The 15,635-nt window shown below is 70.3% G+C and carries 14 protein-coding genes; 10 read left to right on the top strand and 4 right to left on the bottom strand.

Annotated elements, in window-relative coordinates; translation table 11 throughout:
* The first annotated feature begins 22 nt into the window (after positions 1-22).
* Positions 23-901, top strand: a complete 879-nt coding sequence (locus C9992_RS06890) for a 1,4-dihydroxy-2-naphthoyl-CoA synthase (protein WP_235008154.1) — start codon at positions 23-25, stop codon at positions 899-901.
* Positions 901-2,055, top strand: coding sequence for an AMP-binding protein (locus C9992_RS06885; protein ID WP_106814858.1), 1,155 nt, complete (start codon positions 901-903; stop codon positions 2,053-2,055). The genes C9992_RS06890 and C9992_RS06885 overlap by 1 nt, the downstream gene beginning before the upstream one ends.
* Before the next feature lie 127 nt (positions 2,056-2,182).
* On the opposite strand, the gene C9992_RS06880 is transcribed toward C9992_RS06885, so the two are convergent.
* Positions 2,183-2,578 (bottom strand): VOC family protein, encoded by a 396-nt coding sequence (locus C9992_RS06880; protein ID WP_106814857.1) that lies wholly within the window; start codon positions 2,576-2,578, stop codon positions 2,183-2,185.
* A gap of 92 nt (positions 2,579-2,670) precedes the next feature.
* On the opposite strand from C9992_RS06880, the gene C9992_RS06875 reads away from it, so the two are divergent.
* A complete protein-coding gene (locus C9992_RS06875; RefSeq protein ID WP_235008086.1) occupies positions 2,671-3,654 on the top strand; it encodes a 1,4-dihydroxy-2-naphthoate polyprenyltransferase in 984 nt (327 codons plus the stop codon).
* Between the two features lie 22 nt (positions 3,655-3,676).
* Here the strand turns inward: C9992_RS06875 and C9992_RS06870 are convergent, their stop codons facing one another.
* The gene (locus tag C9992_RS06870; RefSeq protein ID WP_106814855.1) at positions 3,677-5,479 is read right to left on the bottom strand and encodes a glycoside hydrolase family 2 protein; all 1,803 of its coding nucleotides are present in this window, start codon (positions 5,477-5,479) and stop codon (positions 3,677-3,679) included.
* Positions 5,476-6,480 carry a LacI family DNA-binding transcriptional regulator gene (locus C9992_RS06865; RefSeq protein WP_106814854.1) on the bottom strand — a complete coding sequence of 335 codons (1,005 nt, stop codon included), beginning with the start codon at positions 6,478-6,480 and terminating at the stop codon, positions 5,476-5,478. The genes C9992_RS06870 and C9992_RS06865 overlap by 4 nt, the downstream gene beginning before the upstream one ends.
* A 132-nt stretch (positions 6,481-6,612) precedes the next feature.
* On the opposite strand from C9992_RS06865, the gene C9992_RS06860 reads away from it, so the two are divergent.
* Genes C9992_RS06860 through C9992_RS06845 form a run of 4 tightly spaced genes read left to right on the top strand, consistent with a single transcriptional unit; the run spans position 6,613 to position 11,084 of the window.
* On the top strand, positions 6,613-7,944 hold the full coding sequence (locus tag C9992_RS06860) for an ABC transporter substrate-binding protein (protein WP_106814853.1): 1,332 nt from the start codon (positions 6,613-6,615) through the stop codon (positions 7,942-7,944).
* Positions 7,945-7,997: 53 nt separating this feature from the next.
* Positions 7,998-8,939, top strand: a complete 942-nt coding sequence (locus C9992_RS06855) for a carbohydrate ABC transporter permease (protein ID WP_106814852.1) — start codon at positions 7,998-8,000, stop codon at positions 8,937-8,939.
* Positions 8,939-9,841: a carbohydrate ABC transporter permease gene (locus tag C9992_RS06850; RefSeq protein WP_235008084.1), complete on the top strand. Its 903-nt coding sequence runs from the start codon at positions 8,939-8,941 to the stop codon at positions 9,839-9,841. The genes C9992_RS06855 and C9992_RS06850 overlap by 1 nt, the downstream gene beginning before the upstream one ends.
* 31 nt (positions 9,842-9,872) lie before the next feature.
* A complete protein-coding gene (locus C9992_RS06845; protein WP_106814851.1) occupies positions 9,873-11,084 on the top strand; it encodes a family 1 glycosylhydrolase in 1,212 nt (403 codons plus the stop codon).
* An 825-nt stretch (positions 11,085-11,909) separates the two neighbouring features.
* On the opposite strand, the gene C9992_RS06840 is transcribed toward C9992_RS06845, so the two are convergent.
* On the bottom strand, positions 11,910-12,242 hold the full coding sequence (locus C9992_RS06840) for a DUF4229 domain-containing protein (protein WP_106814850.1): 333 nt from the start codon (positions 12,240-12,242) through the stop codon (positions 11,910-11,912).
* Positions 12,243-12,342: 100 nt separating this feature from the next.
* Between C9992_RS06840 and C9992_RS06835 the strand changes: the two genes are divergently transcribed.
* From C9992_RS06835 to C9992_RS06825, 3 genes are all read left to right on the top strand, one after another.
* Complete coding sequence (locus C9992_RS06835; RefSeq protein ID WP_106814849.1) at positions 12,343-12,834, top strand: PLD nuclease N-terminal domain-containing protein; 492 nt, start codon at positions 12,343-12,345, stop codon at positions 12,832-12,834.
* 1 nt (position 12,835) lies between these two features.
* On the top strand, positions 12,836-14,677 hold the full coding sequence (gene menD / locus C9992_RS06830) for a 2-succinyl-5-enolpyruvyl-6-hydroxy-3-cyclohexene-1-carboxylic-acid synthase (RefSeq protein WP_235008082.1): 1,842 nt from the start codon (positions 12,836-12,838) through the stop codon (positions 14,675-14,677).
* An 83-nt stretch (positions 14,678-14,760) separates the two neighbouring features.
* Positions 14,761-15,624 (top strand): polyphosphate kinase 2 family protein, encoded by an 864-nt coding sequence (locus tag C9992_RS06825; protein WP_106814848.1) that lies wholly within the window; start codon positions 14,761-14,763, stop codon positions 15,622-15,624.
* The last annotated feature ends 11 nt before the right edge of the window (positions 15,625-15,635 follow it).

The following is a 15,635-nucleotide window of genomic DNA, read 5'->3' as shown; positions in this document are numbered from 1 at the left end:
ACTCTTCGACGAAGCCGAGTGGATGCCCGCGCCCGGTGCCCCCGACGGCGGCTACACCGACATCACCGCCCACGTCTCGCGCGACGGCCGCATCGCGCGCATCGCGTTCGACCGCCCGGAAGTGCGCAACGCCTTCCGGCCTCACACCGTCGACGAGCTGTACCGCGCGCTCGACGTGGCCCGTCAGGATCCGAGGATCGGCGTAGTGCTCCTCACCGGGAACGGGCCGAGCGCCAAGGACGGCGGCTGGGCGTTCTGCTCGGGCGGCGATCAGCGCATCCGCGGACGCGACGGCTACAAGTACTCCGACGACGAGGCGGCTGTGCCCGCCGAAGCGGCGGCCCGCGCCGGACGCCTGCACATCCTCGAGGTGCAGCGGCTCATCCGGTTCATGCCCAAGGTGGTCATCGCCGTGATCCCGGGCTGGGCTGCCGGTGGCGGCCACTCCCTGCACGTGGTGTGCGACCTGTCCATCGCCTCGGCCGAGCACGGCCGGTTCAAGCAGACCGACGCCGACGTCGGATCCTTCGATGCCGGCTACGGCTCGGCGTACTTCGCCCGCCAGATCGGGCAGAAGTTCGCCCGCGAGGTCTTCTTCCTGGCCGAGGAGTACTCCGCCCAGCGCGCGTACGAGATGGGGGCGGTCAACCGCGTCGTGCCTCACGCGGACCTGGAGCGGGAGGCGATCGCGATGGCCCGCACCATCCTCACCAAATCCCCGACCGCGATCCGCATGCTGAAGTTCGCGTTCAACGCCGTCGATGACGGCCTGGTCGGCCAGCAGGTGTTCGCGGGAGAGGCGACGCGTCTGGCGTACGGCACCGACGAAGCCGTCGAGGGCCGCGATGCCTTCCTCCAGAAGCGCGAGCCCGACTGGTCGCCCTACCCCTGGCACTTCTGATGAAGCTCGAACCGGTCATCGGCGACGATCCCCGTGACATCCTGCGCGCCCTGCGCGGCGCGCTCCATGGTGCCGGTCCCGCCCTCGGCCTGGGCCTGGTGACCGGTCTTCCCGGCGACGTGCCCGCCGGAACAGCGGTCGTCGTGACGACGTCGGGCTCCACCGGCATCCCGAAGAGCGTCCTGCTCGGCCGCGACGCGCTCACCGCGAGCGCGCTGGCCACCGCCGACCGCATCGGCGACGGCGCGTGGCTGCTCGCCCTCCCCGCCGGCTACGTCGCCGGACTCCAGGTGCTGGTGCGTTCGATCATCGCCGACCGCGAGCCCGCCCTTCTCTCCGGCGCCTTCACCCCGCAGGCCTTCGCCGCCGCCGCGCTCATGATGGCCTCGACCGAGCACGGTGAGCGCATCCCGACCTTCACCTCACTCGTGCCCGCGCAGCTGTCGAAGCTCCTCGACGCGGCGGAGCACGATGCCGCGGTGCTGTCGGCGCTGCGATCGTTCCGCACCATCCTCATCGGCGGCCAGGCTCTTCCGGCAGCGACGCTCGAGCGCGCGCAAGCGGCCGGGGTCAGCATCGTCCGCACGTACGGCTCCACCGAGACCAGCGGCGGCTGCGTGTACGACGGCATCCCGCTGCGAGGCGTGCAGGTGCGCATCGAGCACGGCGAGGTGCAGATCGCGGGTCCGACGCTCGCGCAGGGGTATCTCGGCGACGACGCACTGACCTCCGCCGCCTTCCCGCGCGAACCCGATGGCACGCGGTGGTACCGCACGGGAGATGCCGGGCTCTTCGAGGACGGGGTGCTGCGCGTGCGAGGCCGCATCGACAACGTCATCGTGTCGGGCGGCATCAACGTGTCGCTCGACCGCGTCGAGCGGATCGTCCGGAGCATCCCGGGCCTGGACACCGCCGTCGTGGTCGGGGTTCCCGATGAGCGCTGGGGTGAGGCATCCGTCGTCGTCGCCTCCCGCGGCGAGGCGCTGCGCCGCAGCGAAGCGGTGCAACTGGAAGAGGCGCGAGCGGCCGTGCAGGCCGAGATCGGCGCGCACGCCCGGCCGGCCCGGCTGGTGCTCGTCGACGAGCTCGCCACACTGCCGTCGGGCAAGCCCGACCGCGAGACGATCCGGCGCGCCGTCCGCGCGTTGCACTGACCGGCGGCCGTGCCGGCGCTGCATTGACCGGCGGCCGTGCCCGCGCTGCACTGACCGGCGGCCGTCCTCGCGCTGCGCTGACCGAGCGGGGCCGGATGCCGCGGCGCGTGGTTCGCCGGCGTGCCGGTCAGGCGCGGTCGGGGTCGTCGGAAGGACCGCCGGTGTCCACGACGCAGAACCGGTTGCCCTCGGTGTCTTCGAGCACGACCCAGTCGGCGTCCGCGGGGTAGTCGTGCCAGTCGACCTCTCGCGCGCCCAGCGCGAGCAGGCGGGCGATCTCGGCCTGCTGGTCGTCGGCGTAGAGGTCCAGGTGGATCCGGGGCGGATAGTGCTGCGGGTATCCCGTCACCGAGAGCGCGAGGCTGGCTCCCGGCGCGCTCCAGTGCTTCTTGCCGGGAGGGTCGAGGATGACCCAGTCCTCGCTCGGCTCGTTGCGGTTGACGTAGCCCAGCGCGGCCCGCCAGAAGTCGCCGGCGCGCTGGATGTCTTCCACGGTGAGGACGGTCGATCCGATGCTCAGCATGGGCTCATCCTGCGTGGCGCCGCCCCTCGCGCGCCAGGGGTTGCGCGCGAGGGGAAGGGATGCCATCGGAGGGCGCTCTAAGATGTGCATTCGTGGCACGAACCCCGAGCAAGAAGCGCAAGACCGCCGCCCGCAAGAAGCAGCACCCGCGCGGGAACCCTCAGAAGGCGCGCGTCTCGCGCGACCCCGCACGCGTCCCCCGGGCGACGGCGCGCGACTGGGTCGGCGCGGCACGCCTGCGGACCCTGCCGTTGGCGATCACCCCGGTCCTCATCGGCACGGGCGCCGCCATCCTCGTCTCGGACGTCTTCCACTGGGTGATCGCGCTGTTCTGCCTCATCGTCTCGGTGTCGCTGCAGATCGGCGTGAACTACGCGAACGACTACAGCGATGGCATCCGCGGCACCGACGACTACCGCGTCGGGCCCGCGCGTCTGACCGCCGGCCGCCGCGCGAAGCCGCGGACCGTGCTGATCGTCGCCCTCGCGTTCTTCGCGATCGCCGCCCTGGCGGGGCTTGCGATCACCATCCGCACGCAGCAGTGGTGGCTCATCGCCGCCGGCGCCGTCTGCATCCTCGCCGCCTGGTTCTACACCGGCGGCAAGCGCCCCTACGGCTACTACGGCCTGGGGGAGCTGTTCGTGTTCGTCTTCTTCGGCCTCGTCGCCACCCTCGGCACGACGTGGGTGCAGGCGCTCGCGCTGCCGCAGGAGGCGTGGTTCGGCGCCGTCGGCGCCGGGCTCATCGCGTGCGCGGTGCTGTCGGCCAACAACCTCCGCGACATCGACCAGGACCGCGCCGCGGGCAAGAAGACGCTCACCGTGCTGATCGGCCGCACCGCGACGCGCTGGCTGTTCTCGGTGTTCCTGCTGATCGCCTTCCTCATCGCGGTCTTCCTCGCGTGGGTGGGCTACCCGATCGCGTGGCTCACGCTGCTGGCGCTGCTGGCAGGGCTGCCCGCGATCCTCATCGTGTGGACCTACCGGGAGCCCCGCGAGCTCGTGGTCGCACTCGGCCTGACCTCGCTCACCTCCGTCGCCTACGGCGCGTTCCTCATGTGGGCGTTCATCGGCTGACGACGGATGCCGCCGCGCGCGGCTACGCGCGGTCGCCGCGGACGGCGGCGCGGATCCGGTCGACCGGGAACTTGGGGGAGCGGTCGGCGTAGAGCAGGCCGTTGGTCTCCTGTCCGGTGTCGGTGAGCTGGGTGTAGCAGAACCCCGCCAGTGGCGCGGCATCCCGCACGGCAGCGAGGATCGCGGTGACCTGCGCTTCGAAGGCCGCCGGGTCGCTGGCAGAGGAGTAGCCCCAGTCGTCGGCGCCGTCGGTCTCCAGGCTCACGCCGCCGAATTCCGAGAGGATCACCGGCGCGCCCGGGGCCGTCCCTCCCACCGACATGCGCCTTCCGGCCGGACCGAACCCGGCCAGCATCTCGCGCAGCCGCGCGGCGTCTCCGTACCGCGCCGCCAGCACACCCGGATCGGGCTCGTAGTCGTGGACCGTCCAGATGTCCGACGAGGTGTGCTCCCATCCGTCGTTGGAGATCACGGGGCGGGTGCCGTCGAGGGCGCGTGTGAGGTCGGCCATCGACCGGCTCAGCGCGGCCTGTCGCGGGTCGTGTGAGATGTGCTGGACACCCCAGCTCTCGTTCAACGGCACCCACGCGACGACAGCGGGATGCGACTGATCGCGCCGGACCAGCGCCGTCCACTCTCCGACGAGGTTCGCGATCGCGCGCTCGTCGAACGCGTAGGCGTTGGCGGTCTCGGCCCACACCATCAGCCCCAGGCGGTCCGCCCAGTACAGGAACCGAGGATCCTCGGCCTTCTGGTGCACGCGGGCGGTGTTGAAGCCCAGCGCGAGGATCAGCTCGACCTCGCGCCGCAGCATCTCCGCCGTGGCCGCCAGGTGCGTCTCGGGCCAGTAGTTCTGGGCGAGCACCGCCCGCACCGAGAGCGGCCGGTCGTTGAGGAGGACCTTCCCGGCGGCGACCTCGACCGAGCGGAGGCCGACGTAGCTGCCCACCGTGTCGAGGGGCGTGCCCGCCGCGTCCTCGAGGATCACGGATGCCGAGAGCAGCGTGGGACGCGACGGGCTCCACAGCAGCTCTTCATACGCCTGGCCGTTGCGCTGCCGGGCGATCACCAGGCGCACGGCGACGTGGCGGCTCCCGCCGGTGCGGACCAGGACCTCGGACAGAGACTCTACCTCGTGTGCGAGCTCGACGCGGAGCCGGCTGTCGGCGGGGACGGGGCCCGCCAGGTCCACCTCGAGCTCGACGGTCGAGGCGGGCAGGTCGGTGCGCCAGGTGAGGGCCTCGATCGCCGCCGCGGGCACGCACTCCAGCCACACCGGCTGCCAGATCCCGGTGGTGCGGTGGTACCAGATCGCGTGGGGACGCTCGCGCCAGTCCTGCTTTCCCCGCAGCATCGACACGTCGTCGGGCGCATCGACGGCGCGGACGACCAGCACGTTCTCCCCGTCGGGCTCGACGGCGTCGGTGATGTCGGCCGAGAACGGCGACTGGCCGCCCGAGTGCGTCGCCACCAGCCGGCCGTTGACCCAGACCGACGCGTCGTGGTCCACGGCGCTGAAGTGCAGCAGGATGCGGGCGCGGGTCTCGTCCAGCCCCGCGGCGGTCAGCTCCGCGCGCCCGAAGGTGCGCCGGTACCAGACGCACGGTGTGAACCCGGTCTCGTGGATCCCCGAGGCCGGCGACTCGGGCGGGAACGGGACGGTGATGCGCCGGTCGAACGTCACATCGTCGATCCGCGACGTCTGCGGGTCGTCGCGCGTGTAATCCCATTCCCCCGACAGGTCGTGCCAGCGCCGCCGCACGAGTTGGGGACGAGGATACGTTCCGTCCTGCGCGGCCGCCTCGACTGCTTCGTCGCTCGTCATCGGTCGGGTCCTTTCGTGCTCGCACGGTGTGCGACGGTGAATCCCACGGTGTGGATGCCGGGTCTCGGCTGCTGCGCATAGATCAGGTCGATTGCGAGCCGGGCCAGTGCCGGCGTGTCGGGTGAGATCGAGCTGAGGGCGGGGGTGCTGTAGCGCCCCTCTTCGATGTCGTCGAAGCCGATGACGGCGACGTCGTCCGGCACCCGCACCCCCGCAGTGACGAGGACATGCATCGCGCCGAGGGCGAGCAGGTCGTTGAAGGCGAAGATTCCGTCGGGTCGGATGCCGGAGTCCAGGATGCGCCGAGCCGCGGCCGCCCCGTCGGCCCGGTGGAACTCGTCGACCTCGAACACCAGCCGCTCGTCGTAGCCGATACCGGCCGCTTCCAGCGCGGCACGGTAGCCGGCAAGGCGCAGCACTGCCGTCTCATTGGGACCGGTGCTCTGAGCGCCGATGGCAGCGATGCGGCGGCAGCCGAGAGAGAGCAGATGCTCCGTCGCGTGCGCGGCGGCCGCGGTGTTGTCGACCGTGACGTGGGCGAACCCGCCGTCGCCGATGTGCTCGCCCAGCAGGACGAGCGGCGTCGGATCGATGCGGCTGTTCAGGTCCTTCGCTCCGAGGGCCAGCGGGCTCATGATGAGGCCGTCCATGACGGGGGCGTCGATGCCGTCGCTGATGCGCCGCTCCGTGTCGGCACGCCCGTCGGTCTGGTGAACGAGGACGGTGATGGAGCGCTCCTGGGCGGCGCGGACGAGTTCCGAGGCGAGCTCGGCGAAGTACGGCTGGCTGAGCTCCGGCAGCGCGAGCGCGATCATGCGGCTGCGCCCGCTGCGCAGCTGCCGGGCCGCGACGTTGGGGCGATAGCCGAGCTCGTCGATGGCCGCGCGGACCCGGGCCGCCAACTCGTCGGTGACCCAGCCTGTGCCGTTGACGACATTCGACACCGTCTTGGCCGAGACGCCGACGCGCGCGGCGACGTCTTTGAGCGTCGTCCGAGTCATTCGTCCGCCCTTCTCGTTATCCGGCGATCACACTCTCACAAGCTCGATGCCTTGTTCAACGATTACCGGTCATGTATAACAGTCTTCGACCCCATCGTTCAACGTTGAACGGCACTCGAAGGAGAAAGATCGATGAAGACACAGCATGGACACCGCTTCACCGGCCGCGGGCGAGCACGCAGCGTCGTCGCCGTCGGCGCGACCCTGGCACTGTCGGGCCTGGTCCTCGCCGGATGTGCGGGGCAGGGCAGCGGCGGAAGCGACGACACCACGAGCGACGGCAAGATCGTCCTGGACTTCTGGAACGGCTTCACAGGGCCCGACGGGCCTGCGCTCCAGCAGGTGGTCGACGACTTCAACGCCTCGCAGGACGAGATCGAGGTGAAGACCAACATCATGCCGTGGGACACCCTCTACCAGAAGGTGCTCACCTCGGTCGCCGGCAGCAACGGACCCGACATCATCGCGATGTCGGCGACCCGCATGCCCCAGTTCGCCGACGAGGGCATGTTCATGCCCGTGGACGACTGGTACGACGACTCGGCGAACGACGCCGGCGCGCTCACGCAGGCCGCGGTCGAGGCATCCATGTACGACGGCAAGAACTACGGCGTCCCGGTGAACTACGCCACGATGATGATGTACTACAACAAGGACCTGTTCACGGCGGCGGGCCTGGACCCCGAGGCCCCGCCGACGACATGGGACGAGTTCGCCGCGATGGTGCCGAAGCTCTCCACCGACGGCAACGGCGACGGCAAGCCCGACGTCTACGCGATCGCGCTCGCCGACCACGAGACCGTGCCCATCTTCCCCTCGCTGCTGTGGGGGACCGGCGGCGGGATCGTCTCGGAGGACGGCAAGACGTCGACGCTCGGCGATCCGGAGTCGATCGAGGCGCTCGACTTCTGGGTCAACCTCGTGAAGGACCAGAAGGCGGCGCCGATCGGCCTCTCGGGCGCTGACGCCGACAAGCTGTTCCAGACCGGCAAGGCCGCGATCGAGATCGTCGGACCCTGGATGACGACCGGATTCGACGACGCCGGGCTCAACTACGGCCTCGCCAAGCCGTTCGCCGGGCCCTCGGACGACGCGGTGCTCGCCGACGTCGTCTCGATGGGCATCCCGTCCAACGCGAGCGACGAGGTCAAGGACGCCGCGTACAAGTTCTTCGCGTACTGGAACTCTCCCGACGGGCAGATCACGTGGGCCAACGGCTCCGGCTTCCCGCCCACGCGCTCGGACGTCTCGGGCGACATCACGGAGAGCCCGTACCCGGCGATCTTCGGTGCCCCCGACGTCGCCGACAGCGCGCGCGTGCTCATGCCGGGCATCGCCGCCGGTGGTCCCATCCTCGAGACCGTGTTCACTCCGGCCCTCCAGCGCGCCCTGAACGGGGAGGGCACCGTGGAGGAGATCTTCACGAAGGCCTCCGACGACGTCCAGGCCGAGCTCGACAAGTAACCGGATGCGCGGGCGGGCGGTCTGCGGACCGTCCGCCCGCGGGAGGACTTCCCATGACCACGACGACCGTCGTCGCCGCCGCGGCCGACACGGGGCCCGCTCCGCACCGCCGCCGTCTGCGCTCAGGAGGACGCCGCGCCCTCACCGCCTGGCTGTTCCTCACCCCGTCGCTGATCATCCTGATCGCGTTCACGCTGTACCCGATGATCCAGGCCGTGTACCTGTCGTTCACCGACTACAACCTCATCCGGGCGGCGGAGTTCATCGGGCTGTCGAACTACGTGGAGCTGTTCCAGGCCGCGCCCTTCTGGAACGCCTTCACGAACACCGTGGTGTACGCGTTGGTGGTGACGCCGGTCACCGTCATCCTGGCCCTGCTGTTCGCGATCATGCTGAACCAGGCCTTCCGGGGCCGAGCATTCGCCCGCACCGCCATCTTCCTGCCGTTCATCGTCTCGCTCGGGATCATCGCGATCGCCTGGTCGTTCCTGCTCGACCCCAACATCGGGCTGCTGTCGTACTGGCTGAGCTTCGTAGGCATCGTGCCCGAGCAGGGCTGGCTGAGCGACCCGCGCTACGCGATGGCGGCCGTGATGCTGGTCGGCGTGTGGAAGAACGTCGGCTTCTACATGGTCATCTATCTCGCCGGCCTGCAGTCGATCCCCGTCGACATGTACGAAGCCGCACGGCTCGACGGTGCCGGACCCTGGCAGCGGTTCCGCAGCATCACGCTGCCCCTGCTGTCGAACCAGACGCTCCTGGTGATGGTGCTGGCGCTCATCGCCACGTTGCAGGCGTTCGACCAGATCTACGTCATGACCCGTGGCGGCCCGTTCTTCAAGACCGAGACGCTCGTGATGCTCATCTACCGCGAGGGCTTCCAGGAGCTGCGCTTCGGGTACGCGTCCGCCATCTCGTTCGTGCTGCTGATCTTCGTGTTCATCCTCTCGATGATTCAGTTCGGCTACCTCCGCCGGAAGCAGGTGACCTACTGATGACCGCCACCGCCCTTCCCACCGTCGAAGACGATCAGGCCGCTGCCCGGCGACGCCCCGGCTCCCGCCGGAGCCGCGCCCAGCGCGCGCATCGCGCCGCGAGCTGGCTGCTCGGGATCACGTCCGTCCTCATCGGGCTGCTGATGCTGCTGCCGATCATCTGGATGGTGTTCACCGCGTTCAAGCCCGAAGTGGACATCGTGACCTACCCGCCCACGTTGTGGCCGCGGGAGCTCACCATCGACCACTTCATCGAGGTCTGGAACCGGATTCCGTTCGCGCAGCTCTACGTGAACACCATCATCTTCGCCGGCGGCGTCACCCTCATCTCGCTGCTGTTCGACTCGATGGCCGCGTACGCCCTCGCGCGCATCCCGTTCAAGGGACGCGGAATCGTCTTCGTCGGCATCCTGCTCCTGCTGATGCTGCCGTTCCAGGTCACCCTGATCCCGCTGTACGACATGCTCAACGGCATGGGGCTGACGAACACGCTGCCGGGCCTCATCATCCCGCGCATGACGAACGCGTTCGGCATCTTCTTCCTCACGCAGTTCTTCCTGTCGCTGCCGAAGGATCTGGAAGAGGCCGCGCGGGTGGACGGGGCATCCGAATGGCGTATCTATTCGGGCATCATCATGCCGCTCGCCAAGCCCGCACTGCTGACGCTCGGGCTCTTCCACTTCCAATACAACTGGAACGACCTGCTGTGGCCGCTGGTCATGTCGTCCGAGGTGCAGACATCCACGCTGCCCGCAGGACTGGCGCTGTTCATGGGGCAGCACGTGGTGGAGTACGGACTCCTGATGGCCGGGTCGCTGCTGGCCCTCCTTCCCGTGATCGTGTTCTTCCTCCTCATCCAGAAGAGCTTCGTCGCCGGCATCGCCACGACCGGGCTCAAGTGACCTCCGCGTTGGACGCGAGAAAGGATGCCGAATGAGCGGCGCCCGCTGGTACCACGACGACCGCCTGCGCTACGGCGTGGGCATCGAAGACACCTTCATCCCGCAGGAGAAGCCCGGGCACCGCAAGCTCGACGAATACGAGCTCACCCAGCACTACGCGCGGTGGGAGGCCGACCTCGAGCTCGTCGCCGCCAGCGGCGCGGAGTTCCTCCGGTGGGGAGTCCCGTGGTACCTGGTCGAACCGGCGCCGGGGCGGTTCGATTGGACGTGGCTGGACCGTGTGGCCGAGAAGATGCAGCAGCTCGGGCTCCGGTGCATCGTCGACCTCATGCACTACGGCACACCGCCCTGGCTCGACAACTCGTTCCTCAACGCGCACTACCCCGAGCGCGTGGCAGCGTACGCGCGCGCCGTCGCCGAGCGGTATCAGGACGTCTGGTCGGATTTCACACCGCTGAACGAGCCGGTGGTCAACGCCGAGTGGTGTGGTCAGAACGCTGCCTGGCCGCCGTACATGTCGGGCGAAGACGGCTTCGTGAAGGTGACGATGCAGCTGGCGCGGGGCATGGTGCGCACCCAGCAGGAGATCGCCGCGGTGCATCCCGAGGCCGTGTTCGTGCACGTGGACGCAGGCTTCCGCTACGAGGGGGAGACGTCCCCGGTGTCTCGGGAGTTCCTCGAGGAGCGACGCTTCGTCGCCCTCGACCTCATCACAGGTCGGGTGGCGGACGAGTCGGTGCTGGGCGCGTGGCTCCGTTCGCACGGCGTATCGCCGGCGGAGCTGCAATGGTTCCGCGACAACGCCGTCACCCCGGACGTCATCGGCATCAACTACTACCCGCATTTCACGACCGCCCGCCTCGAGAAGGGCGTGATGACGCCGGTGCGATCGGGCGCCGCGGGACTGCGCGACCTCGTCGAGCTCTATTCCGCCCGGTACGGCGGCCCGCTCGCCATCACCGAGACCTCGCTCGTGGGAACGCCCGACGAGAAGCTCGAATGGCTGCGCGACTCGGTCGCCGAGCTGACAGCGCTCCGGACCGAGGGGCACGACCTGGTCGGTTACACCTGGTTCCCGTTCTTCACCCTCGTGGACTGGCTGTACCGCTTCGACCACAAGCAGCCGGATGAGTGGTTCCGGGAGTTCGGGCTCGTGGACCTCGTCCGTGGCGCCGATCAGGGGCTTGAGCGGGTGCCGAACGCCGCCTTCGCCGCATTCCGGGAGCTGGCCGCCGGCCGCTGACCCCGTCCGCTGCGGGGTGGCAGCCGCCCGTCCCTGATCCGTCCTGCAGGACGACGGGCGTTCTGCAGGACGCTTGATCGTTCCGATCTCCTGTGGGGGCGCGGTTGACCTGTTGAGCACATGCCCGAGGGTCGGCGGCGTGGCAGGGAGAGGATGTCGCGGGGTGGGGATGCCGACGTCAGGGGCGCGCGTGGGGCGTGTCGGTGCGGGTGCCGCCAGCGTCGGTGTTGGGGCCGGCGGCGTCGCTGCGGGGCCGCCCGTCCCTGACGCGTCTGCAGGACGACCGGCGTTCTGCAGGACGCTTGATCGTTCCGATCTCCTGTGGAGGCGCGGTTGACCTGTTAAGCGCGTGCGGAAGGGCCGAGGTGTGGCAGGGAGAGCGGATGCTGCGGGGTGGGATGCCGACGTCAGGGGCGCGTCGGGCCTGTCGGTGCGGGCGCCGGCGGCGTCGGTGCGGCGGCCGGCGGCGTCGCTGCGGGGCCGCCCGTCCCTGACGCGTCCTGCAGGACGACCGGCGTTCTGCAGGACGCGTGATCGTTCCGATCTCCTGTGGAAGTGCGGTTGACCTGTTGAGCGCATGCGGAAGGGCCCGGGTGTGGCAGCGAGAGGATGCTGCCGGGTGGGGATGCCGACGTCAGGGGCGCGCGTCGGGCGTGTCGGTGCGGGTGCCGCCTGTCCTTGATGCGTCCGCAGGACGAGGGGCGTTCTGCAGGACGCTTGATCGTTCCGATCTCCTGTGGAGGCGCGGTTGACCTGTTGAGCGCATGCGGAAAGGGCCGGGACATGGCGGAGGAGAGAGGATGCCGCCGGGCGGGGATGCCGATGTCAGGGGCGCGCGTCGGGCCTGTCGGTGCCCCTGGCGTCGGTGCTCGCGGCGCCGTCGCCGTCGGTGCCGGCGGCGTCGGTCGCGGCATCCTCGGCGGCTTCGTCGCTGGCCTCGGCGCGCACCCGCGCGCGGCGCTCTGCCAGACCCGATGTGGCCTCCTCGAGCGGCTTGCGCAGGAACAGCACCGACAGACTCAGGCCGATGAGCGCGGCGAAGATCGCCGCCAGCCAGTAGTACTCCCGCAGCACCGGGAACAGCATCATGATGCCGAACGGGACGAGGAACGCCAGCAGCCGCAGCACCGAGTAGACGATCGCCGAGCGCGCTTTCACCCGTCCATCCTACGTTCGGGCGGCAGCGGCTCCGGCGACGGTCTGATCACGGTGGGGCGACGAAGACCCAACGCGGGCGCCGCCGACCTAGGATAGGAAGATGCCTCGGGTGCTGCTGATTCTGGCCCTGGTGGCGACCGCGTTCTGGGTCTTCACCATCGTCGATTGCGCAGTCCAGCCCCCGGTCCGGCACCGCGGTGTGAGCAAGCCGGTGTGGATCCTCATCGTCGTGCTGCTGCCCGTCCTGGGCGGCATCCTGTGGCTCGCCGTCGGCCGCGCGAGGGCGTCGACCGTGGCCGCTCGACGCGCACCCGACGACGATCCCGAGTTCCTCGGCCGCATCGGCACGATCAGCGACCAGGACGAGCGCATCCGCCGCCTCGAGGAGGAGCTCGCCCAGCTCGATGCCGAGGAGCACGACCCGCGCTTCCACCCGCCGACAGGCCCCGCGGCATCCGACGACCCCGCCGCATCGGCCGCCTCAGCAGGCGGAACGGCCGCACCGGGCAGCACGCCGACACCGCCGACGCCACCGGTCCGCCCGACCGAGGGCGACGACGACGCCCGGGGTCAGCGCGGAGCGCGCGGCTGACGTGACCACGCCCGCCGGCGCCGCAGGCGCGACCCACGCCGTGCCCGGGCCCGATCCCTCGCCCGCCGCCGACGCGGCCGCGGCGCTGCTGGGCCGGTTGGTGGAGCGGGGCGTGCGACATGTCGTGCTCAGCCCGGGCTCGCGGTCGCAGAGCCTCGCGCTCGTGGCCGCCGAGCTGGAGCGGCGCGGCGCGATCCGGTTGCACGTGCGCATCGACGAGCGCGTGGCGGGTTTCACCGCCCTCGGCATCGGCAGGGAGACCCGGATGCCGGCGGCCGTGGTGTGCACGTCGGGCACGGCGGTCGCCAACCTGTTGCCGGCAGCGCTCGAGGCGCATCATGCCGGCGTCCCGTTGCTGCTGCTGACCGCCGACCGGCCGCCGGAGCTGCGCGGCGTCGGCGCCAACCAGACGACACGCCAGCCCGGGATGTTCTCCCAGGCAGTGCGATTCGAGGCGGATCTGCCGGTGCCCGAGGCGACCGATGCCGACGGCGGCCATGAGCAGAGCCGGGCGCTGCGGGCCGTGGCCGATGAGGCCCTTGCGGCGGCCCTGGGCGCGGGCACGCGCTCGCCGGGTCCTGTTCATCTGAACCTGCCGTACCGGGATCCGCTGTCGGGTGCCCTGCCCCGGTGGCTCGGGCTGCCCGCGGTCGAGCTGGATGCCGGAATCTCGGCGGATCCCGATGGGCCACCGGTGCCGACCGACCTCGAGGACGAGATCTCCGGTGCCCTCTACCAGGGCGGCGGCGGGATCGGCGAGTCCGACGTGGCGCCCGACCCGCAGGACGGCCCCCTCGTGCTGGTCCGCGGACCGCGGACGGTCGTGCTGGCCGGGGCGGACGCCGGGCCCGACGCGGAGGAGATCGCCCACCGAGGCGGCTGGCCTCTCGTGGCCGAGATCGTGAGCGGTGCGAGGTTCGGCCGGCTGCTCGTGCACGGCTACCGCGAGCTGCTGCGCGATCCGCACCTCGGTGGCCGGGTCGAGCGCGTGGTGGTGGTCGGCCATCCGACCCTGAGCCGAGAGGCGGCTTCCCTGCTGTCGCGACCCGATGTCGAGGTCATCGCGGTGCGCGGTCCCGGGGAGCCGCTCAACCTCAACGGCGCGACCGTGGCAGCCGACCGGGTCGCCGTTGCGGACGGCGAGGTCGATCGCGCCTGGCTCGCGGAATGGATGCACGCCTCGCGCGAGGCATCCGTCGATCTCACGCCGCCGGCGCCTGACGCCGACGGGCTGTCGTCGGCGGTGCCGGGGGAGCGGCTGGGCGCGATCGCGGCCGAGCTCGAGGTCATCCGGGCTCCGCTGGACCGGGCGAGTCTCGTCGACGCGGTGTGGCGCGCGACCTGGCCCCACGATCGGCTCGTGTTCGGCTCTTCTCGACTGGTGCGAGTGGCCGACCAGGTGCTGCCGGGCAAGAAGGTGCCGGTGCACTCCAATCGCGGTCTGGCCGGCATCGACGGCACCGTCGCGACCGCGACCGGCATCGCGCTGGCCAGTCAGACGGCCGGGGCGCCAGGCGTCACCCGCGTGCTGCTGGGGGACCTCGCCGTGCTCCACGACGTCGGTGCGCTGCTGCTGCCCCCGCACGAGGCGGAGCCCCGCCTGCAGGTCATCGTCGGCAACGACGGAGGCGGCACGATCTTCGACGGGCTCGAGGTCGCCGCGGTGGCCGGCGCCGAGATCATGGATCGCGTGCTCTACACACCGCACGCCGTGCGCCTGGAGCAGTTGGCCCTCGCCTACGGCTGGGAGTATCACCGCATCACCACGCGTTCGGCGCTCGACCAGGCGCTCACCTCGCCGGTCGGCGGGCGGCAGCTGATCGAGGTGCCGCTCGCGCGCTGAGTCTCCGGCATCCTCTCCCGGGCGATGCGCACCTTCGCGCGTGGAGGAGCTCCATCTCACGCGGCGTGCACCATGATGGCTGCATGATCGCCTCGAGTCAGAAGCACTGGAGCGGCGATGTCGCCGAGCTCCTCCGCGTGGGTGAGGGGTTCTCGCTCGCCGACGTCGACCCGCGCTCGACCCCCGGCTACGAGAAGGACAAAGTCCACGCCGCCGAGGACCTGAAGGCCGGCGCCCACGAACTGGACGAGTATCAGGAGCGCCTGTACGCGCGCAGCCGGGTGGATGCCACGGATGCTGCGGTGCTGCTCGTGCTGCAGGCCATGGACTCCGCCGGCAAGGGCGGCATCATCCGGCACGTCGTCGGGTCCGTCGACCCGCAAGGTGTGCTTCTGGCCGCGTTCAAGAAGCCCACGCCCGAGGAGCTGGAGCACGACTTCCTGTGGCGGGGGGGGAAGCGGCTCCCGGAGTCGGGCATCATCGGGGTCTTCGACAGGTCGCACTACGAGGATGTGCTGATCGGACGTGTGCGTGAGCTCGCGCCGGCCGCGGAGATCGAACGACGGTACGGCGCGATCAACGAGTTCGAGAAGCGCGTCGCCGACAGCGGAACGCGGATCGTCAAGGTCATGCTCCACATCTCGCGCGACGAGCAGAAGTCCCGCCTGATGGAGCGACTGGAGCGCCCCGACAAGCACTGGAAGTACAACCCCGGCGACGTCGACGAGCGGGAGCTGTGGCCGTCGTACATGGAGGCGTATCAGACCGTGTTCGACCGTACCTCGACCGAGCACGCCCCGTGGTACGTGGTGCCGGCGGACCGCAAGTGGTACGCCCGACTCGCGGTCCAGAACCTCCTGCTCGAGGCCCTGGAAGACATCGACCCCCATTGGCCTGCGGCCACCTTCGACGTCGCCGCGGAGAAGAAGCGCCTCGCCGCCAGCTGACGCACCCGCCG

The sequence above is a fragment of the Microbacterium timonense genome (assembly GCF_900292075.1).
GTDB classification, from domain to species: domain Bacteria; phylum Actinomycetota; class Actinomycetes; order Actinomycetales; family Microbacteriaceae; genus Microbacterium; species Microbacterium timonense.
The sequence above is the reverse complement of the archived record's forward strand: the minus strand, read 5'-3'. Positions and strand labels throughout refer to the sequence as shown.